The 20,466-nt window shown below is 51.2% G+C and carries 19 protein-coding genes; all 19 read right to left on the bottom strand.

What is annotated here, in order from left to right; genetic code table 11:
• Window positions 1-315: 315 nt before the first annotated feature.
• The 19 genes from truB to BMZ51_RS06950 all read right to left on the bottom strand — a co-directional run bounded on the left by truB (window position 316) and on the right by BMZ51_RS06950 (window position 20,424).
• On the bottom strand, window positions 316-1,293 hold the full coding sequence (gene truB / locus BMZ51_RS07040) for a tRNA pseudouridine(55) synthase TruB (RefSeq protein WP_068005141.1): 978 nt from the start codon (window positions 1,291-1,293) through the stop codon (window positions 316-318).
• 53 nt (window positions 1,294-1,346) lie between these two features.
• Window positions 1,347-1,781 carry a 30S ribosome-binding factor RbfA gene (gene rbfA, locus BMZ51_RS07035; protein WP_068005139.1) on the bottom strand — a complete coding sequence of 145 codons (435 nt, stop codon included), beginning with the start codon at window positions 1,779-1,781 and terminating at the stop codon, window positions 1,347-1,349.
• Window positions 1,782-1,881: 100 nt separating this feature from the next.
• Window positions 1,882-4,890 carry a translation initiation factor IF-2 gene (gene infB, locus BMZ51_RS07030; protein WP_068005137.1) on the bottom strand — a complete coding sequence of 1,003 codons (3,009 nt, stop codon included), beginning with the start codon at window positions 4,888-4,890 and terminating at the stop codon, window positions 1,882-1,884.
• A gap of 7 nt (window positions 4,891-4,897) precedes the next feature.
• A complete protein-coding gene (locus BMZ51_RS07025; protein WP_074881891.1) occupies window positions 4,898-5,545 on the bottom strand; it encodes an RNA-binding protein in 648 nt (215 codons plus the stop codon).
• A 130-nt stretch (window positions 5,546-5,675) separates the two neighbouring features.
• A complete protein-coding gene (gene nusA / locus BMZ51_RS07020; protein ID WP_068005133.1) occupies window positions 5,676-7,394 on the bottom strand; it encodes a transcription termination factor NusA in 1,719 nt (572 codons plus the stop codon).
• A 118-nt stretch (window positions 7,395-7,512) separates the two neighbouring features.
• Complete coding sequence (gene rimP / locus BMZ51_RS07015; RefSeq protein ID WP_208979336.1) at window positions 7,513-8,133, bottom strand: ribosome maturation factor RimP; 621 nt, start codon at window positions 8,131-8,133, stop codon at window positions 7,513-7,515.
• A gap of 213 nt (window positions 8,134-8,346) precedes the next feature.
• The gene (gene trmB / locus BMZ51_RS07010; RefSeq protein ID WP_068005132.1) at window positions 8,347-9,048 is read right to left on the bottom strand and encodes a tRNA (guanosine(46)-N7)-methyltransferase TrmB; all 702 of its coding nucleotides are present in this window, start codon (window positions 9,046-9,048) and stop codon (window positions 8,347-8,349) included.
• A gap of 66 nt (window positions 9,049-9,114) precedes the next feature.
• The gene (metK, locus tag BMZ51_RS07005) at window positions 9,115-10,299 is read right to left on the bottom strand and encodes a methionine adenosyltransferase (RefSeq protein ID WP_068005130.1); all 1,185 of its coding nucleotides are present in this window, start codon (window positions 10,297-10,299) and stop codon (window positions 9,115-9,117) included.
• Window positions 10,300-10,446: 147 nt separating this feature from the next.
• Window positions 10,447-10,857 (bottom strand): helix-turn-helix domain-containing protein, encoded by a 411-nt coding sequence (locus tag BMZ51_RS07000; protein ID WP_175485005.1) that lies wholly within the window; start codon window positions 10,855-10,857, stop codon window positions 10,447-10,449.
• Window positions 10,858-11,092: 235 nt separating this feature from the next.
• The gene (lnt, locus tag BMZ51_RS06995; RefSeq protein WP_068005126.1) at window positions 11,093-12,700 is read right to left on the bottom strand and encodes an apolipoprotein N-acyltransferase; all 1,608 of its coding nucleotides are present in this window, start codon (window positions 12,698-12,700) and stop codon (window positions 11,093-11,095) included.
• Between the two features lie 45 nt (window positions 12,701-12,745).
• On the bottom strand, window positions 12,746-13,906 hold the full coding sequence (locus BMZ51_RS06990) for a CBS domain-containing protein (RefSeq protein ID WP_068005125.1): 1,161 nt from the start codon (window positions 13,904-13,906) through the stop codon (window positions 12,746-12,748).
• A gap of 42 nt (window positions 13,907-13,948) precedes the next feature.
• Entirely contained in the window at window positions 13,949-14,461 is a 513-nt protein-coding gene (gene ybeY, locus BMZ51_RS06985) for an rRNA maturation RNase YbeY (protein WP_068005123.1), read from the bottom strand.
• Between the two features lie 9 nt (window positions 14,462-14,470).
• The gene (locus BMZ51_RS06980; RefSeq protein ID WP_420848480.1) at window positions 14,471-15,562 is read right to left on the bottom strand and encodes a PhoH family protein; all 1,092 of its coding nucleotides are present in this window, start codon (window positions 15,560-15,562) and stop codon (window positions 14,471-14,473) included.
• Window positions 15,563-15,610: 48 nt separating this feature from the next.
• Entirely contained in the window at window positions 15,611-17,023 is a 1,413-nt protein-coding gene (miaB, locus tag BMZ51_RS06975; RefSeq protein ID WP_068005294.1) for a tRNA (N6-isopentenyl adenosine(37)-C2)-methylthiotransferase MiaB, read from the bottom strand.
• Between the two features lie 156 nt (window positions 17,024-17,179).
• Window positions 17,180-17,995, bottom strand: coding sequence for a lyso-ornithine lipid O-acyltransferase (gene olsA, locus BMZ51_RS06970; protein WP_068005119.1), 816 nt, complete (start codon window positions 17,993-17,995; stop codon window positions 17,180-17,182).
• A 9-nt stretch (window positions 17,996-18,004) separates the two neighbouring features.
• Window positions 18,005-18,430, bottom strand: a complete 426-nt coding sequence (locus tag BMZ51_RS06965; protein WP_068005291.1) for a Fur family transcriptional regulator — start codon at window positions 18,428-18,430, stop codon at window positions 18,005-18,007.
• Between the two features lie 151 nt (window positions 18,431-18,581).
• On the bottom strand, window positions 18,582-19,055 hold the full coding sequence (gene rimI / locus BMZ51_RS06960; RefSeq protein ID WP_068005118.1) for a ribosomal protein S18-alanine N-acetyltransferase: 474 nt from the start codon (window positions 19,053-19,055) through the stop codon (window positions 18,582-18,584).
• Window positions 19,052-19,732 (bottom strand): tRNA (adenosine(37)-N6)-threonylcarbamoyltransferase complex dimerization subunit type 1 TsaB, encoded by a 681-nt coding sequence (tsaB, locus tag BMZ51_RS06955; RefSeq protein WP_068005116.1) that lies wholly within the window; start codon window positions 19,730-19,732, stop codon window positions 19,052-19,054. Before tsaB ends, rimI begins: the two co-directional genes overlap by 4 nt.
• A 131-nt stretch (window positions 19,733-19,863) precedes the next feature.
• On the bottom strand, window positions 19,864-20,424 hold the full coding sequence (locus BMZ51_RS06950; protein ID WP_068005115.1) for a NifU family protein: 561 nt from the start codon (window positions 20,422-20,424) through the stop codon (window positions 19,864-19,866).
• Between the last annotated feature and the right edge of the window lie 42 nt (window positions 20,425-20,466).

Below are 20,466 nucleotides of genomic sequence, written 5' to 3'. Positions count from 1 at the left end.
CTGCGTGTATTTTCACGTCCCCAACGAGACGTGGTGCTCTTTCACAGAGCCATATGCTGAACTCGGGCCGTGCCAAGATGTCGTCTAGCAGGGTCAGGCCAACACATGTGGGCCGGGCAAGCATTCACTTCCCAGCGGCGGGACTATGACTGAAAATCTTCAAAAAAACCAGAGGAATCTTGAAGATGTGTTTTTCAGAGACCTCCCCGCCTAGAAAATCAAAATTATTAAAAATGTTCCAGAAACACATGTTTCATGTCGCGGTACATTCTGGAGATATTTAAGAGGTCACAACAGCGTTTTCAATTCATGGTTTTACAGGTTGAAAACGCGCCGTGGCTTAAATTCGCCTTTAGCAACTTCACCAAAAGCGATGAGTTTACCACCCGAGATCACATAGATCTCTTCCGGGCCAATTGGGGCATCAGCACCGCGCAGCAAGATTGAATTTCCTCGCTTAACGCGTGCTGCTGCATCTGGTGAAATTCGCAGTTCCTGCAACTCGTGAAGCGCAATTTCAACGGGTTTGATTGCTTCCATGAGTTCTGCGTTTTCAAGCGGGTTTTGCAGCGGAGGTTCTTCACCTTCAGCGCATTCAACCGCCATCGCATCTTTTGCAGCGCGCAGTTCGTCAAGCGTAACCATCTGCTCTTCGCCAAACGGCCCAACGAGCAGGCGGCGCAGATCAGTCACATATCCGCAGGTCCCGAGGCGCTCGCCCAGGTCACGTGCCAGGGCACGAACGTAAGTGCCTTTGCCGCATTCGGCTTCAAAGATCGCACGGTCCTGATCGGGGCATTCCACGAGATCCAGACGATGCACCTCAATCACACGCGGCTCTAGCTTCACGTCTTCGCCTTCACGAGCAAGATCATAGGCGCGATTGCCATCAACTTTGATTGCGGAGAAAATTGGCGGTGTTTGTTCTATGCGACCGCGAAAGTCGGGAAGAACCGCTTGGATTTCATCGCTTGTTGGGCGCACATCAGAGGTTTTAACCGCTTCGCCTTCAGCATCATCAGAGGTCGTCTGAGTTCCCCAGGTCACCTCAAAGCGATAGACCTTGCGACCATCCATGACATGAGGGACGGTCTTGGTTGCTTCACCAAATGCGATCGGCAAACATCCGGTCGCCAGAGGGTCAAGCGTGCCTGCATGACCGACCTTTTCGGGATGGAATATTCTCTTCAACTGGCCCAACGCATCATTTGAGGTCAGGGTCAGTGGCTTGTCCAGAACGAGCCATCCGTTTACCGGGAAACGGGGTCTGCGTCGCTGTTGCTTGCGCGCCATACTGCTGTGCTCTTACTTAATAAATTCTGCTTGAAAGAGTTCGATACCGCGCATTAGTCGCGGTCATCTTCACCCTGATCATCGTCGATACCGCCGTCAGCAAAGTCTCTGCGGATACTTGGCTCATGAAGCAGACGCGTGATGAGGTCATCATCATCAAAGCGCGTATCTGCAACAAAGCGCAGTTCGCATGTGTACTTCATGGTCAAACGGCGAGCGACTTGACCACGCAGGTATTTTGCATTGCGCTTCAGCGCCGTTAAAACGACATTCAAATCACGTCCGCCCATAGGCATAACGAGAACGTCAGCCCAACGCAGGTCCGGAGACATGCGCACTTCTGGAACGGTCACGATCACACCATCCAGATCAGGATCTGAAATCTGGCCGCGTGTAAGGATATCTGACAACTCTTTACGAACGAGCTCACCCACACGCAACTGGCGCTGAGACGGCTGGCCTGCAAATTCATCGCGTGCTTTTGCCATTGTTTTCTCTCAATTACCTTGAGTTAGTAACAGCAGAGCGCCGACGGAGTATGCCCCGCCGGCGCTGCTGATTATTCTGATTGGTTGAACTCATCTCTTATCAGAGTGAGCGCGCAATCTCTTCTACCTGGAAGCACTCGATGACATCACCGACGCGCATATCCTTGTAGTTGGTGAAGTTCATGCCGCATTCAACACCGGATTCAACTTCTTTGACTTCGTCTTTGAAGCGCTTAAGTGTACCCAGTTCGCCTTCGTGGATGACGACGTTGTCACGCAGCAAGCGAACCTGTGCGCCACGCTGAACGACACCTTCGGTGACCAGACAACCTGCAACACGACCGATTTTGGTGATGTTGAAGATTTCTTTGATGTCTGCGTAGCCGAGGAAGGTTTCGCGACGTTCTGGAGCAAGCATGCCAGACATGGTGGACTTCACATCGTCGATGAGGTCGTAAATCACGCTGTAGTAGCGGATCTCGACGCCTTCGCGACGTGCAGCTTCCTGAGCCTGTTTGTTTGCACGAACGTTGAACGCCATTATCGGTGCTTTGGATGCAATCGCCAGAGTGATGTCGCTCTCGGTGATACCGCCAACGGAAGCTGCCACAACACGTGCGCCGACTTCGTCGTTGCCAAGTTCTTCGAGCGCGCCCTGGATCGCTTCGGCTGAACCCTGCACATCGGATTTGATGATGAGCGGGAATTCTTTTTTGCCTTCTTCCTGCAAGCCCTTCATCATCGCTTCCAAAGAGCCACGAGACCCAGCAATACGTGCTGCCATCTGATCGCGTTTCTGGCGGTGACGATATTCGGAAATCTCGCGAGCACGGCCTTCGTTTTCTACAGCTGCAACCATGTCACCAGCGGATGGTGTTGCCTGGAAGCCAAGAACTTCAACCGGTTTGGAAGGACCAGCTTCCTGAACTGGCTTGCCGTTCTCATCAAGCATTGCACGAACACGACCCCATTCGGAACCAGCAATGACAACATCACCAACCCGGAGTGTACCCTTCTGAACCAGAACAGTAGCAACTGGACCGCGACCGACGTCAAGCTTAGCTTCGATAACTGTACCTTCAGCGGCACGGTTAGGGTTAGCTTTAAGCTCAAGAACCTCAGCCTGCAGCAGGATCATTTCGATCAGCTTATCAAGGTTAGTGCCTTCTTTAGCAGAGACCTCAACATCGATAACGTCACCACCCATGGTTTCTACAACAAGATCTTCACGGAGAAGGTCGTTGCGAACGCGGGAAGGATCAGCGCCAGGCTTGTCCATTTTGTTGATCGCGATGATGAGCGGAACGCCAGCAGCTTTTGCGTGAACAATAGCTTCCTTGGTCTGTGGCATCACACCATCATCAGCAGCAACCACCAGGATCACAACATCAGTGGATTTAGCACCACGAGCACGCATCTGAGTAAATGCTGCGTGACCAGGGGTATCGATGAAGGTGACCTTTTGGCCGTTCTGTTCGACCTGGTATGCACCGATATGCTGTGTAATGCCGCCAGCTTCACCGGAAGCAACGTTTTCCTTACGCAGAGCATCAAGAAGCGATGTCTTACCATGATCAACGTGACCCATGATCGTAACAACCGGTGGACGGTTGAAAAGATCAGTGTCGTTGTCTTCAACGGTGAAGAGACCTTCTTCAACATCCGCTTCAGATACGCGCTTAACCGTGTGACCCATTTCAACGGCAATCAGTTCAGCGGTATCAGCGTCGATCACGTCGTTGATCTGCATCATCTGGCCCTGCTTCATGAGCAGTTTGATGACGTCAACAGCACGTTCAGACATACGCTGAGCAAGATCCTGAATAGAAATCACTTCAGGGAGTTTTACCTCACGCGCTACCTTCTCACGAACAACCTTTTGGCCCTTACGTTTTTCTTTCTCACGGCGACGACGCATGGAAGCCAGGGAACGATTACGACTTTCATCACCACCAGTGGCGCGGGTAATCGTTAGTTTTGACTTACGGCGATCATCATTGCCTTTAGGTGCTGGCTTAGCTGGTACGATCGGCTTTTTAGGACGCGCAGCTGGCTTCAATGCCTTTTTGCTGACCTCCTTACCGGTTTCCATGCTTTCAGCTGGTGCAGCTGTTACGCCACCTGGACGACCACCTGGACGAGGGCCATTCAAGTTCGGCGGCTTACCATCACGCATTGGCGGACGACCACCACGATCACCTGCTGGACGAGGACCACGGTCACCACCTGGGCGAGGACCACGATCGCCAGCTGGACGAGGGCCGCGGTCGCCACCTGGACGAGGGCCACGATCACCAGCTGGGCGAGGACCACGATCACCGGCAGGACGAGGACCACGGTCGCCACCTGGGCGAGGACCACGATCACCGGAACGCTGTGGACGGTCACCGGAACGCTGTGGGCGATCACCGGAGCGTGCAGGACGTTCTTCGCGCTGAGCTGGCTTTGGAGCTTCAGCAGCTTTTGCAGCGGCCTCTGCATCGCGCTTGGCTTTCGCTTCAGCTTCAGCTTTTGCACGAACGGCAGCTTCTTCAGCTTCACGTTTTGCGCGGGCTTCGTCTTCTACACGTTGTTTTTCTGCTTCAACAGCACGCTGAGCTGCCAAGACTTCCTGGCGCTTCGCTTCTTCAGCACGGCGTTTTGCGTCCTCGACTTCGCGAACCTTCGCCATTTTCAGCGCTGCAAGACGTGCGTCTGCTTCGCCCTTGGTCAAGGTTTTAAGGACTGCACCACCGCTTTGACCGCCGTTGCCACCACGACGCTGACCGCCGCGCTGGTTACTGTTGCGGTTTCCGCTGCGACCACCGGCTTCACCGCGCTTTTGCGCATCGCCAGAACCGCGTCGTGCCTGCTGAGGGCCCTGACCCTGAGTCGGACGCTTTTCGGCGCGACTAGAGGAGGCCGCAGGAGAAGAAGCAGGTGCTGTGGAGCCTTCCTGGCCCGGCACAACTACTCTGCGCTTCTTCTTTTCCACGACGACTGCCTTAGAGCGGCCGTGGGAGAAGCTCTGCTTAACAGTGCCCTTCTCAACACTGCCTCCGCGTTTGAGGCCCAGCGTTTTCTTTTCCCCGCCGGAGGGATTGTCGTCGTTGTTTTTGGTATCGCTCATATTGCCTTCAGTCCTGCGCCACTGCACCCTTTGTACCGTCGTCGTCAGCCCCAACAGAAACTTCCCGGAATAGCGCAAGGCGTTGCGCATGCTTCACAAAGTTTCTGCCTGCCTCGCCGGCCAGCAGTACAGCATGTATAACGTTTTCTCGACCCAGATGCGTACTAATCTGTTCCGAGGTAAACAGGCGGATCACGCTGAGACGATCCACCTTGCCAAATCTAGAAGCGGCTACGGCCGCCAACTTACGCACACCATCTTCAGAGGCTTCAGTAGCGTGCACCAGAGCAAGAACACTCTCCTTTTTGAGAGCGGCCTCAACTTTCGAAAACCCGACAACCAAGTTGCCAGCCTTTCGGCTAATGGACAGTGCGCCCAGAGCTGCCTGCTCCAGCAGTTTGTCAGTGTGGTCGGCCAAACCGTCTTCAGCGTTAACCTGCTCCTTAAAGCCTCTCGAGAAAGCGCGCTTTTTTATCGCTTCCTGCAAAACAGACTTCTTTGCCGTCACCCAAACCCCACGTCCCGGGAGGGTGCCTTTCACATCAACTACAACAGTTTTGTCAGGAGCCATAACGAATCTGAGAAGACCTGTCACCGGTAGAACTTCGCGCGTTACAGCGCAGATGCGTTCTGTCGGCTCATTTTTTCTCGGCACTTCGTTATCCCAACTCAACTATTATTGTTATTTTTCATTCAGTTACGGGGATGTAGAATCCTGCAGCCGTAGACTGCAAATCCAACACACCCCCGCTTAAAACTTTTTTCTGAAGTCAGTCGACTACAGATTATTCAGAGGATGGCTCGCCTTTGACATCCTCTGCACCGCTCTCTTGCGCCAATTCCTCTTCGACGTCAACCACAGTCTCATCAAATGTTTCGCCTTCGAAGCCTTCTTCATCGCCTTCGATGTCGTCATCTGAGAGCTCTAGCTCTTCGTCGGAGACCTCAATGAGGTCCTCTGCAGAGATCCAGCCTGCCGCAACACGCGCTGCCATAACGATGCCTTCAGCATCGGCACGAGACAGATCAAAACCGCTCAGAGTACCCTCTACGCGAATGGTTTCTTTGTCCTTGCGTTCGGTCCAGCCAACGAGATCGTCAGCAGCACATCCTGCAAGGTCTTCCATATTCTTGATTTCGTCTTTGCCCAGCGCCACGAGCATCGCAGATGTAAGACCAGGAACCTGAACCAACTCATCAGAAACACCAAGCTGACGGCGCTCTTCTGCAAGTTTCGCTTCCTGCTCTTCCAGGTACTCACGTGCACGAGCCTGAATTTCGTCAGCGGTGTCTTCGTCAAAGCCTTCGATGGACGAGATTTCGTCGATGTCAACGTACGCGACTTCCTCGACAGAAGTAAAGCCTTCAGACGCGAGAAGCTGAGAAACCATTTCATCAACGTTCAACGTGTTCTGGAACAGATCAGAGCGAACCTGGAATTCTTTCTGGCGACGCTCAGACTCTTCAGCTTCTGTCATGATGTCAATGCCCCAGCCAGTCAGCTGAGATGCAAGACGTACGTTCTGGCCGCGACGACCGATTGCCAGAGACAGCTGATCGTTAGGAACAACAACCTCAATACGCTCGGAGTCTTCATCCAGAACAACCTTTGCAACTTCAGCAGGCTGAAGCGCATTCACGATGAAGGTTGCAGCATCGTCATTCCAAGGAATGATGTCGATTTTTTCGCCCTGAAGTTCGCCAACAACGGCCTGAACACGAGAGCCGCGCATACCAACACAAGCACCGACCGGATCAATCGAGCTGTCGCTTGACAATACGGCGATCTTAGCGCGGGAGCCTGGATCACGAGCAACAGCTTTGATCTCGATAACACCGTCATAGATTTCTGGCACTTCCTGAGCGAAGAGCTTAGCCATGAACTGCGGGTGCGTCCGTGACAGGAACACCTGCGGACCACGCTGTTCGCGGCGCACATCAAAAATCAAGGCGCGAATACGATCACCATTGCGGAAGATTTCACGCGGGATCAGCTCGTCACGACGGACAATTGCTTCGCCCTTACCGGTATCAACAACGACGTTGCCGTACTCTACACGCTTAACGACAGCATTAAGAACTTCGCCGATGCGATCCTTAAACTCATCGTACTGCTGGTCACGCTCAGCTTCACGTACCTTCTGCACGATAACCTGCTTCGCTGACTGAGCAGCGATGCGGCCAAAGTCCAGCGGCGGCAGCGGATCTGCAATGAAGTCACCAATCGTTGCATCCGGGTTGCGCTCTTGCGCATCAACCAAAGCAATTTCGGTGGAGATATTATCGACAATGTCAACGACTTGCAGCAGACGCTGCAGACGGATTTCGCCGGTTTTCTGGTTGATTTCGGCCCGAATTTCAGTTTCGGTACCATAACGGGAGCGAGCGGCTTTTTGGATTGCGTCCTCAAGAGCAGCAATAACAATGCTGCGATCGATCGACTTTTCGCGGGCAACCGCATCAGCGATCTGCAGCAGCTCCAAACGGTTTGCGCTGATAGCCATTCCTCGTCAACTCCTTCCACGCCCTGCTTGTCTTCACATTAGCAGGAACATCAAAACAAAAGGGGGGTTCTAAAAATATCGAACCGCCCATACCCCATTACGCAACAAGAACAGCCAATCAGTGATTGAGATAACTGTCATCGTCCGTGGGCTCTCCACGGGCTGCTTTTGCGGCTTTATCGGCTTTCAATGCCGCATCAATCAGTTCATCAGTCAAAACCAGCACAGCTGATCCAACTTCATCCAGCGGAAGGCGAACAGTTTCGTCCTGACCATCTTGATTTTCGGTCATTCTGATTACTGCACATCCATCTTCAACGCCGATGACGTGCCCCCGGTATCGCTTGCGCCCAGCTTGCGGCACAGACATTTCGATTTTCACAAGATGTCCGGCCCAACGCACAAAATCACCTGCGCGTACTAGCGGGCGATCAATACCTGGAGATGAAACCTCGAGATGATAGGCACCGCTGATAGGGTCGTCCACATCCAACGCGGGGGAAACTGCGTGGCTGATTTCTTCACAATCTTCAACAGCCATCATCCCATCCGGGCGCTCTGCCATGATTTGAAGGGTGCAGCCGTTATTTCCGTTCACACGGATGCGCACCAACCGGTAGCCCAGATCAACAATGACCGGCTCGATAATTTCAGCTACGCGGGCTTCGAGGCCCTTTTCCTTTACAATCCGGGGATCGTTTTCGTCCACTTGGTACCTATCGTCTTGATGCAAAGACATGCTTGGTGTCTTTGGCAGTTATTTTCGGATACCTGAACTGCGACAGTCAGGCATCAATACCGACTTAGCTAATAAAAAAGAGCGGGTCCTTTCGGTGCCCACTCCTCAATGCTCTTAACTGAGCCGATAGAGAACTCTTATCTGCAATATAGTCATTTGGCCACTGTATGCAACAGAAAATCCTAAATCAACGCAGACAAAAGCAAGACCACTTTAGGTTTTCGTCTCTTCAACTCGTAAAAATGTCAAGTAACGGCCAATTCTACGTTCACGATGCGCCTTACGCTCGTAACGGGTTCCTGGCCAATTTTGCCACGGCGTGCGCCAGTCAGACGGACACTCGGCGCTCCATTCGAATGCTGGGTGCTGGCGACAATGCGATAGCGTCCAGTCAACGTATGTATCGATATCACTGGCGAACCGGTACTCACACCCTGGCTTTAGCGCGCGCGCAATGCGTGTCAGATTGATCTGATTAACGAACCGGCGCTTCCAATGCTTCTTTTTGGGCCAGGGATCGGGATAGAGCTGATACGCCATATCCAAGGATGCCGCAGGGAGCCAGTCCAACAACTTGCCTGCATCATCGTCATACAAGCGAATGTTTTTAAGGCCAAGCGTTTCAATGCTCGTCACAGCCTTGATAATGCCGGTGCTAAATGGCTCACATCCAATGAAGCCTATTTCAGGATTTTCCTGCGCCCGGTGTATCAGGTGCTCAGACCCACCGAACCCGATTTCAAGACAAACGCTCTTGACCGGAACGGGGAATAGCTCTGCCAGATCCGCGGGAGGGGTCTGCGTGAGGTCCAACGCCAAAGCTGGCAGGACGTCCTGAAGTAATTGTGATTGTCGTGGGCTTGCTGGCTTTCCGACACGGCGGCCGAAGAAGGAGCCTTTGTAGTGATCTACCATCGTTCTCATAAATAAAAACTGGCCAGAGGTCGCCCCGGCCAGCTATTCATTCTCTAGCGTTAGAGGTTAAGCGTAGGCTTTCTCTACAGCATCACGTAGGTTATGGACAAGGTCGATTTTCTCCCAAGAGAAACCACCATCACCTTCAGCCTCTCGGCCAAAGTGACCATAAGCTGCTGTGCGCGCGTAAATTGGCTTATTCAAGCTAAGGTGCTCGCGAATTCCGCGCGGCGTCAAACTCATAACTTCGCGAATTGCTGCCTCAACCCGTTCGCCTTCAATTCGGCCTGTGCCGTGCAGGTTTACGAAGACGGATTGTGGCTCTGCAACACCGATAGCGTAGGAGAGCTGAATGGTACATTTATCAGCCAGATCTGCAGCGACAACGTTTTTCGCGAGGTAACGTGCAGCGTAAGCAGCTGAACGGTCCACCTTGGTTGGATCCTTACCAGAGAAGGCACCACCACCATGAGGAGCTGCACCGCCATAGGTATCAACGATGATTTTGCGGCCCGTGAGACCACAATCGCCATCAGGACCACCGATTACGAACTTACCCGTCGGGTTGATGTGCCAGATTGTATTGTTGGTTACCCAGTCACGCGGCAGTGCTGCGCGGATGTATGGCTCAACCACAGAACGCACATCATCAGACGTCATGGTTTCGTCCAGATGCTGAGTGGACAGCACAATGGACGTCGCCTCTACCGGCTTGCCATCTTCATAGCGAATGGACACCTGGCTTTTTGCATCGGGACCGAGCGAAGGCTCATTGCCTGATTTGCGTGCATCTGCAAGCAGGCGCAAAATCTTATGCGAATACAGGATTGGAGCTGGCATCAACTCATCAGTTTCGCGGCATGCGTAACCGAACATAATGCCCTGATCCCCGGCACCTTCATCTTTGTTGCCGGCTGCATCTACGCCCTGCGCAATATCAGCGGACTGCCCATGAAGAAGGACCTGAACATCAAGGTCTTTCCAGTTAAACCCTGCTTGAGAGTAACCGATATCCTTGACGGCGAGACGGGCGATGTGCGCCAGATATTCATTTGTAAGAATAGCTGGGCCGCGAGTTTCGCCTGCAATAACGAGTTTATTCGTTGTTGCAAGAGTTTCACAAGCCACGCGGGCTTCTGGCATTTCCTTTAGAAATGCGTCTACAATCGTATCTGATACGCGATCGCAAACCTTGTCGGGATGGCCTTCTGAAACCGATTCCGACGTGAACACATAGTTCTGACGAGCCATTGGCAAACGTCCTTCTGGGAAGATAAATATGGTCGAAGCGACGGCATCTCCGTCGCTTCCAGCTTTACATCAAACAAGGAATGTCGGTTACGTCAAGGGATTTAGATCAAAATTGCAAGAGAAATGCGAAATTTACTGGTCCCAAGCTCACTCTTCATCCCCAGCAATACTCTTCACAAGTTCGACGACTTTTTTACGAACTTTCGGGTTCTCAATGCGCACAAAAGCCTTGTTTAGAGCCAAACCGTCAGAAGATGACAGGAAGTCGACAACATAGGTTGTCTGTGGGTTATCACCAACCCCTGGCGTCTCATCCGGTGTGCCTGGCGCATCTTCGAAGAAAAAGGCTACAGGCACTTTCAAGATGGTTGCGATGTGCTGCAAACGGCTCGCACCAATCCGGTTTGTCCCTTTTTCGTACTTTTGGATCTGCTGAAATGTAATACCGAGGCTCTCACCAAGTTTTTCCTGACTCATGCCAAGCATCATGCGGCGCAAGCGGACTCTGCTGCCGACATGTATGTCGATAGGGTTTGGTGCTTTTTTGCTGGGCATTATCAAAGGCCCTCTTCTTTGGTTTTTTACGGTGCCTTACCGTGGGTTTTTATTGAAACGAGAGTACAATTCAGCAACTCTCGCAAGAACGCAATTCATCAAACCTGCATTTTGACAGTTGCCAAAGCAGCCTCAGCGTGAGGCATCGGCCGCAGGCCCATAAGTTTCTCCTCACTCAAACTCACAAGTGAGAGGAAAACCTTTACGTGTATTAGATGACGATATTTGGGTGCATTCGTCAATCTCTACGCGTAGGTAATAATTTCTCCATCACCAATAGGAGACTAACAACTAATAGAATAATTCCCCAAAAAATTGAATCACTCACCCGTACGTAAAGGGTCGGTCTTAGTATTTTAGGCAATTCGCCGTCGAAACTACCTTTTTTATTTAAAACAACTTCTGCGAGTATTCTACCATTCGAATCTACTAGACCGGAAATACCAGTATTGGCTGCGCGCACCAACGGCACACCCTGTTCAACTGCTCTAACTCTTGCCTGCGCAAAATGTTGATAAGGACCTGCCGTTTCGCCAAACCAACCATCATTTGTTAGGTTTACAAGCAAATTAGGGCGTTCAGATTCTGGAAGGATCGTTTGCGGAAAGATTGCTTCATAACAAATCAGTGGCTGGATTTTAAATGAATTATTTAAATCTATTTTCTCATGTTGCGCCCCAGCAGTAAAGTCCGCAGGAGCAGGAACCAAACGTTCCACACCAATGGATTGTAACAACCAACGCATCGGCAAGTACTCACCAAATGGCACTAAACGCACTTTGTCATAGATATCTATAAGTGCACCTTCGTGCGATACAACAAAAGTACTGTTAAAAAACCGGTTCCCGTTCGCAGAGATTTCTCTTCGAATACCACCAGTAATCAACGTTGTATGCTCTGGAAGTGCCGTTCCAATCGCTTCTAAGGCACCTTCCTCCTCATCTAACAGGAACGGAAAAGCCGATTCAGGCCAAAAAATCAGTGTCTCACCAGTATTCGCGCGCTCAGAAAGGGCCTCTTTGGTCTGTTGTAGATATAGCGGGAGCAACCTTTCCCGGTTCTCTGGCTTCCATTTGTCGGCCTGGGGCACATTGGGCTGTATAACCAGCACCCTGAGACCCGCAACCGTCTGCTGAGGGAGTTGCAATCTCTCCACGCCGTAAACAACAAGCCCCGCCCAAATAACGGCACACGTAGCGATATATGCAACGCTCTCCTTGCCTATCTTCGCTATAAACACCACTGGCATGGAAAAAAGAAACGCAACCAGAAAACCAACGCCGTAAATACCCAATGCAGAGAAGCTCTGCATCAGCATCAGGTTTTCTGCGAAAGCGTAGCCCCATACATTCCAAGGAAAGCCGCTGAGGATGTGGCCGCGCACCCAATTGGAGAGCACAAGAACAACCACAAAAACCAGAATTCGGCGCAGTCCTTCGCCCCAAAAAAGGGATGCCGCTCCAATCATCAGAGCAGGAATGAGTGCAAGTCCACCAGGCAGGGAGAACAAGGCAATGGGTATCATCCACGCATAACTCTTGGCGTCTACCAGAAACGCTTCAGCGATCCAGAAGAGTCCAACCAGAAAAAATCCAAAGAAAAACGCCCAGGAAACACAAAAGAATGAGAGAAAGCGGGCTTTTCGCTGCGCGGTTTGTGCTTTTGCTCCATCAAGAAGAACGATGAGCAGGGGCAAGGACAGCCATAGTAGTGGGAAGGCACCAAAAGGGGGGAAGGCAAAGGCAGCTAGTGCTCCCCCTGCAAACGCTAGAAGTGCGCGTCTCCACCCTGATACCCCTCTAATACTACTTATCAGAGCTCGAGGTTTATCAATGGCAGAGACCATTTCCCTCTCCAAAATGTCAAAGATAAAACCGTGGTGATTTCAATCTTATTCCGCAGCCTCAGGTCGGCGCGGCCGCATACGTTGTACCGCTGTACGCTGATCTACCCGACGTTTTAAAATACGAAGGCGCTTAATTCGCCTCAAGTCAGCATCCAGGACTTCAAATTCGAAAGCCGGGAGGCTTTTATCGATGATCAGCTCACCTCTGACGGGCACCCTATCCAGAATAGAGAACAACAAACCGCCGAGAGTGTCGACTTCCTCCGTCTGCTCCTCACCGACCTTAAAATCTGCTCCAAGCTCTTCCTGAAGATCTTCCAGATCAATACGCGGATCGACAACCCAGATGCCGGGGCTCTCTGTTACGATAAGCTCTTCTTCGTCCTTATCATGCTCGTCTTCAATATCGCCAACAACGGTCTCGACGATATCTTCAAGAGAAACGAGGCCATCGGTTCCGCCGTACTCATCAATTACCAGCGCCATCTGAACACGGGTAACCTGCATCTTTTTCATAAGATCGGACGACGACATGGAAGGGGGCACAAAGTGCAAAGGCCTGATCAGGCCTGTCGCATTCAGCGGCGTTGAAAGGTCAACACATGACAGATCCAAGAGTGCTTTTTCTTCCGCACTTTTCTCAGCAGAAGTTTTTTCAAGGTTCACAATCGTGACAGGCAAGTCGTTCTGTTTGGCCTTCACCGCCAGCTCAACAAAATAGGACATCAGGTCCTTGATGTGAACCATTCCACGGGGGTCATCGAGGTTGTCATGATAGACTGGCATGCGTGAGTGGCCAGAAGCCTGGAACAAAGCCATCACTTCCCCGATTGTGGTTGTGTCTTCCACAGCCTCAATGTCAGCCCTCGGGATCATGACGTCTTCAACTCGAGATTCACGCATCTTGAGAATGTTTGTCAGAAGCTCACGTTCGTCCATAGTGAAGGCTGCATCCGCCCCCTCACCGCCACGAGCGAGCTCATCCTCCAAATTTTCGCGCAATGAAACGGCCGCACTTCTTCGCACCGCCCTGAACAGATTCAGTTTTGGTTTCAGCCTGGTCCAAATACCAGGCCTCATCGTTTGTGGCTCAGAAGTATCTTCGGCAAAATCGGTGCCGGTACTACTTGCAGGTTCTGCTGTTTCTGCTGTTTCTGCCTGAACGGGGGTGCTTGCACCTTCTGTACTTCGAGGTTCCGGGTTCATCTCTCTCTCGTGCTCCCTATCGTCCCAATGACTAAGGGGGTATCAGTTATCTGCCTTTAACGGCGCATCTTTGTATGGGTCCGGGATTTGGAGCTTTGCCAAAATCAGGCGTTCCTCAGCTTCCATTTCCTCAGCTTCTTCATCTATTTGGTGATCATATCCAAAAAGATGAAGGGTTCCATGAACAATCAAGTGAGTCAGATGGTGTTCAAATGGAATATCAAGTTCTACAGCTTCGCGCTTTAGTGTCTCTTTTGCAATAATAATATCACCCAATAACGGGCCATATGGGGGCTCTTCCTTATCGTCTCCAGGAAACGAAAGAACATTCGTAGGCTTGTCTTTTTGCCGCCACATCTTATTCAGTTCCTGAATATGGGCATCATCTGTAAAGACAAGGGACACTTCGGTGTTTTCAATGACACTCAAGTCACTCGTCGAAAACGCGGCTTCGATTGCCTTTGTCGCAATCGTCTCCAACATTTCTTCACTTTCCCAATCACCAGCTTCAATCAGCAGGTCAATGTGAACCGGACAAGCAGCACTTAGATCCATTCCGGGAGCCTATTCTTTATTATCTTGGGCAGCTTCTGCAGCCTGCCTGCGTTCTTTAGCTTCCAGTCTCTGGCGACTTTCGTTGTCATATGCACTTACAATGCGTCCTACGAGTTCGTGACGAACAACATCTGTTTCTGTGAAGGTAACCCGAGAAATGCCTTCTACACCATCTAGGATCTTCATTGCTTCACGCAAACCAGACATCTGGCCGGCTGGTAGATCGACCTGACTTGGATCACCAGTCACAATCATCTTGGAGTTTTCACCCAAGCGCGTCAGAAACATCTTCATCTGCATTGTTGTGGTGTTCTGCGCCTCGTCGAGGATGACCACGGCATTCGACAAAGTACGTCCACGCATAAATGCTAGCGGGGCGACCTCAATCATGCCGCTTTCCAGCCCGCGCTCCAGCTTTTCCGGTGGCATCATCTCGTTGAGACCATCGTAAAGCGGGCGTAGATAAGGATCGACCTTTTCTTTCATGTCGCCTGGAAGGAAACCCAGTCTTTCGCCAGCTTCAACAGCAGGACGAGACAAAATCATACGGTCAATTTCACCACGTTCAAGCAAAGCTGCTGCATAGGCAACTGCCAGAAACGTCTTACCGGTGCCTGCAGGACCAACGCCGAATGTCAGGTCAGATCGATCCATCGCCCTTATATATGCGTCTTGCGCAGCAGTGCGCGCAACAAGCGTCTTACGACGTGTTGCAATCTGCGCGAAGGCCATACGGGACTTAGGTTCCATTGTTGGCAGTGAAAGCTGCGCTTCTGCAACTTCTGCCAAGCGGATTGCCCCATCTACGTCACCGGGAGTGATATCGTGTCCTCCCTGAAGTCGTGTATAGAGCGACTCCAGAGCAAGCTTAGCTTGCCCTGTGGAGGTTTTATTACCGCGAATGGTGACCTGATTGCCGTGCGCGATCGCCTCAACAGCCAAACGCTGTTCGATCAGCGCAAGGTTTTGGTCGAACTGACCAAACAGATCACTGACAAGTCTATTGTCTTCGAATGCCAACACCACATGCATCATATCAGATGCAGCAATGGGGCGCGTGGCCGCCCTTGAAGCGGACGTTGTCTGGGCTCTGCCCTTCAAATAATGCCTCCGTTCGCGTTAGCGCGAGAATCTGAAAGCATCATGCACTTAAACAAGACAACCTTCCAGACTATTTGCGCTTGTAGCGACAATTTCTACCGATCTGATTTCACCATACAGCTCTCGCGGCGCATTTACATGTACGGGCTGAAGCCAAGGTGAACGACCAGCAAGCTGACCTTCTTTACGGCCTTCCTTCTCGAAGAGTACATCAATTGTTTTGCCAATCAATGACGCATTGAAGTCTTTTTGTTGCGTGCTGAGCAATTCCTGTAGCTCAGCCAAACGTTCGGACTTCACACGCTCATCAATTTGCTCTTCGATTGTGGCACCTGGAGTGCCTGGACGAGGGCTATATTTGAAGGAAAATGCAGACCCGTACGTGACACGACGGATCAAATCCAAAGTATCCTTATGGTCCTGATCTGTCTCCCCCGGGAAACCGACAATAAAGTCACCTGAGAGCGCGATATCACCACGCGCTTCGCGAATACGATCAATCAGGCGGAAATAGTCATCACGGGTGTGCTTACGGTTCATCGCTTTCAAAATTGCATCAGAACCAGACTGAACCGGCAGGTGCAAGTAAGGCATCAAAATATCCAGGTCGCGATGTGCCGCGATCAGGCTATCTTCCATATCGCGTGGATGAGAGGTGGTATAACGCAAGCGTTTGATACCATCGATCTCAGCAAGGCGGAACAAGAGCTCTCCAAGTCCCCACTCGCGACCGTCCGGGCCTTCTCCATGCCATGCATTTACATTCTGGCCGAGCAATGTCACTTCACGGACACCAGCTGCTGCCAAGCGCTCGGTTTCCATGACGATTTGGTCTACCTTGCGGGAAACCTCAGCTCCACGGGTGTAAGGAACCACACAGAAGGTGCAGAATTTATCGCAGCCTTCCTGAATTGTCACAAACGCAGTGACCCCGCGCTTGCGAACAGCTTCCTTGGAAGGCGTTGCCAGATGTTTAAACTTGTCTTGAATATCGAACTCAGTCTCAACGACTTTTGAGCCGCCTTCTGCCTTCTTCAGCAAATCAGGCAAGCGATGGTAGGATTGCGGGCCAACAACGAGATCAACAATCGGTGCACGGCGCGAAATTTCAGCACCTTCTGCCTGTGCAACGCAACCGGCTACAGACACCATCATCTGCTTACCGTTTTTGGCTTTTGCTTCCTTCAGCTTTCGAATACGGCCAAGTTCTGAATAAACTTTCTCGGCAGCCTTCTCGCGGATATGGCATGTGTTCAGGATAACCAGGTCCGCGTCATCTGGACTTTCTGTTTTGACGTAACCATCGTTGGTCAATGCATCGTTCATACGATCGGAATCGTAGACGTTCATCTGACAGCCATAGGTTTTGATAAAAACCTTACGGGTCGCATCGTTTTTCTCAAGCGCCTCCGCAGAGTTTTCGGATTGGCTCAGATTTTCATTTTCTACTAGGTTATCCATTAAATCCTCTAGTGGACCTGCAGCTACTGTATCTTCTGCATTCAATGCCTGGCGATTGAGTGCGCGTGTCAAACTTATCAGCAGCGTCAACTCTTCGCTCTCAGAATTTTGGAGAGCTTTACTCTGTTTTTCACAAAAAGAGAAGCCTTGTCTTCATCAGGTCTGAGACTGCACGTTCTCTATGGGGGCGTTTCCTTGCAATGCTGCAATGGTCATGCCCCTGACCTGTTCCTCCAATTCACGGGTTAAACGCTTGCGGTCAGATGCTTTTTCAATCTGTATTGGAGCGCCCCACGTCAACTCAACGTCCAGACCGCCTTCTTTGATAATTGCCCAGAGATGTCCAGCCAGCTCCATATCACCATACCATGCCACATGGGAGCGCCAAGAGCGTCCAAGCGGCATGCCGTGCAGCCTCACGTAAGCAACAGAAAGCGGCTGCACATAGGCAACGTCTTTCTCTCCCACATTCATGGCTTGATGCACAGCTCCGATAAGGGCTGAGCGAAATGGCAAGACCTCGTTGCCGTTGCTGGAGGTGCCTTCTGCAAACAGCACCATTGCATCGCCCTGGGCCATACGTGCGGCAACTTCCTGAGCGACACGCCCAGTGTCGGTTCTTCGCTGCCTGTTTACAAAGACAGTGCGCTGAAGCTTGGCAAACATGCCGAACACTGGCCATCCGGCCACTTCGGACTTTGCAATAAAGCTTAAGGGCTGAGTGCTTCCAAGAGCGACAATATCCAGCCATGAACAGTGATTAGCAGCAACCAAAAGAGGGCGTTCGCCTGCCATCTTACCAGTTTGATGAACCCGTAATCCGATCAAACGTGAGGCTGTTTTGTGCCAGAGCAGAGGAATTTTCCGCTGGATCGACCAACCCAGCTTCACTGCCACCCACTGAGCAGGAATGAGAAGCAACGAAACAAGCGTGAGTGCAGCAAGTGTGCAAACTGCTCTGACAGCTGCCATGCGCGATTCCTATTTTTCGTCTATCGGAATACCGTAGAGCTCCAAGCGGTGATCAACGAGTTTGAAACCAAGCTTGCGGGCAACTTCTTCCTGCATCTTCTCAATCTCTTCGCTCCGAAATTCGATAACCTCTCCAGAGCGCAGGTCAATCAAGTGATCGTGGTGTTCATCAGAAACAGTCTCATACCGTGAACGCCCATCTCTGAAATCGTGGCGTTCAATGATACCCGAATCTTCAAAAAGTTTAACAGTGCGGTAGACTGTGGAGATTGAGATCTTCGGATCGATCTGGGAAGCTCTTCTGTAAAGCTCCTCCACATCTGGGTGATCTTCAGCAGATTGAATTACATCAGCAATCACGCGACGCTGCTCTGTCATCCGCATACCCTTGTGAGCACACATTTCAATCAGCGTCATTTTTTCTTCTGCCGTCATTTGCCCCATATTCCTCAAAATCACGCGCATGCTACAGCTTTGCTCCACTCCAATATCCTACCTCCCTCTGGAGAGATAGAAAAGAACATGTTCCACCGTATCCTAGTTTTAGCGTGAGCTAAAAGCCTCATCTTGGCATGCGTAGTGTCGCTTAAAGGAGATCGCAACGCATAACAAGCGCTGTTCCACTGCCTTCACTCGCCGCATAATAGGCTTTTCTCTCTCCAACCCGCTTAAAACCCAAATTCTTGTATAGCTTTAACGCGGAGCCGTTCGCCTCATCCACTTCTAAAAACAATGCTTCGGTACGATCAGAGTAGAGTTGGAAGATAGCAGCTTCCATTAGTTTTCGCCCTACCCCTTTATCTTGTTGTTTGGGGGATACCGCGATTGTCAAAACTTCGGCTTCGCCAGCAATGGAGCGAATGACGACAAAACCCAATGAGGCTTTGGATACACGGGCAACAAGAAAGAAAACACCTTTTTGATCGAACAGCGTGGTGAGTTCTGGGGTGCCCCAGTTTTGCTGAAAGCACTCAGCATGAAGTCTTGCCAGATTGGGCAGGTCGTCTTTTTCAGCACGCTCTATAACCGGAGGCTTTTCTGATGACCACCAGGACTTCATTGGCGGCGGACCTTTCCCTTCTCTCCTGGAATGGCATCAGGCGCGCGAAGGTAAAGGGGCATCGGTGCTTTATCCTGACGGTGAGCTGTTCTTCCTAGCTTTGCGATATAATCAATCGACGCTGCGGCGGAAGCATTACAGACGCGCGACTGTTCAATGCCAGCAGCATTTGCGACAGCCAACGCGGCAGAGCCAGCTAATATTGTCTCATCATCCAAGGCATGTGCCAAGTCTTTGACGGTTGAAACTCTCGCTTCGCCGATAGGAGCACCAGCCGCATCAAATTTTTGACAATAAACCTCGTCGCGGCGCGCATCCAAAACCACCAGAATTGGCTTTTTTATAGGCGTTGCATCCAACGCCTCGTGGGCGATTGCTGCCAGTGTGGTCACTGAAACAACAGGCTTTTCCAGAACAAGTCCGAACCCGCGCGCAATTGAAAGCCCAACACGCAGCCCCGTGAAGCTACCCGGCCCCACATTCACAACAATACGATCCAACGAATTAAACGTGGTCGATGACTCCGCCATCACGCTCGCGACCATGCTCATAATTCGTTCTGCATGACCTCGACCCAGATCCTCGCATTGCGAGACAATATCCATTGTACCGCTGTCATCGTTCAAAACAGCGGCAGCACAGGTGCTTAGTGCGGTATCTATAGCAAGCAACTTCATAAGTTCGGCTTATCGTTCGGGCAATTGATTGTCGAGCAACCAATTCGTTTAACACCCAAAGTGTTTATTATGACTTGCACGAAAAAGGGCTGCCAGCGCAGCCCCTCCTAATGGAATAACATTAGCAAAAACTACATTTGCTTAACTTCTTGAACTTCAGGAATGAAATGGCGCATGAGGTTCTGAATACCATGGCTAAGAGTTGCTGTGGATGAAGGGCAACCGGCACACGCACCACGCATACTCAGATAAACGATACCTTCACGATATCCCCTGAATGTTATGTCACCACCATCTTGAGCAACAGCTGGACGAACACGCGTTTCCAGAAGCTCTTTGATCATGGTTACAGTTTCTTCGTCTTCTGCCTCGAAGAATTCTTCGCCGGTATCGCCATCGCCAGCTTCTTCACCACGCAGAATTGGTGTGTTGGCCATGAAGTTTTCCATGATCGCGCCAAGGATCGCCGGGCGCATGTGCTGCCAGTCGGTTTCATCTTTGGTGACGGTGATGAAATCATGACCGAAGAAAATTCCAACAACACCCGGAATAGAGAAGAGCTTCTCAGCCAAAGGCGAGATTCCTGCTTCTTCTGCCGAGCGGAAGTCACGCGTACCTTCTTGCAAGACGACGCGACCTGGCAAAAACTTAAGCGTTGCTGGGTTTGGCGTTGCTTCGGTCTGAATAAACATGGCTTTGTTTCCAACTTTTATACCAAAGAGAATGGGTGAGCA

The organism is Pseudovibrio axinellae (assembly GCF_900110875.1).
Classification (GTDB): domain Bacteria; phylum Pseudomonadota; class Alphaproteobacteria; order Rhizobiales; family Stappiaceae; genus Pseudovibrio; species Pseudovibrio axinellae.
Note: the sequence above shows the minus strand (reverse complement) of the source record. Positions and strands in the feature narration are given on the sequence as shown.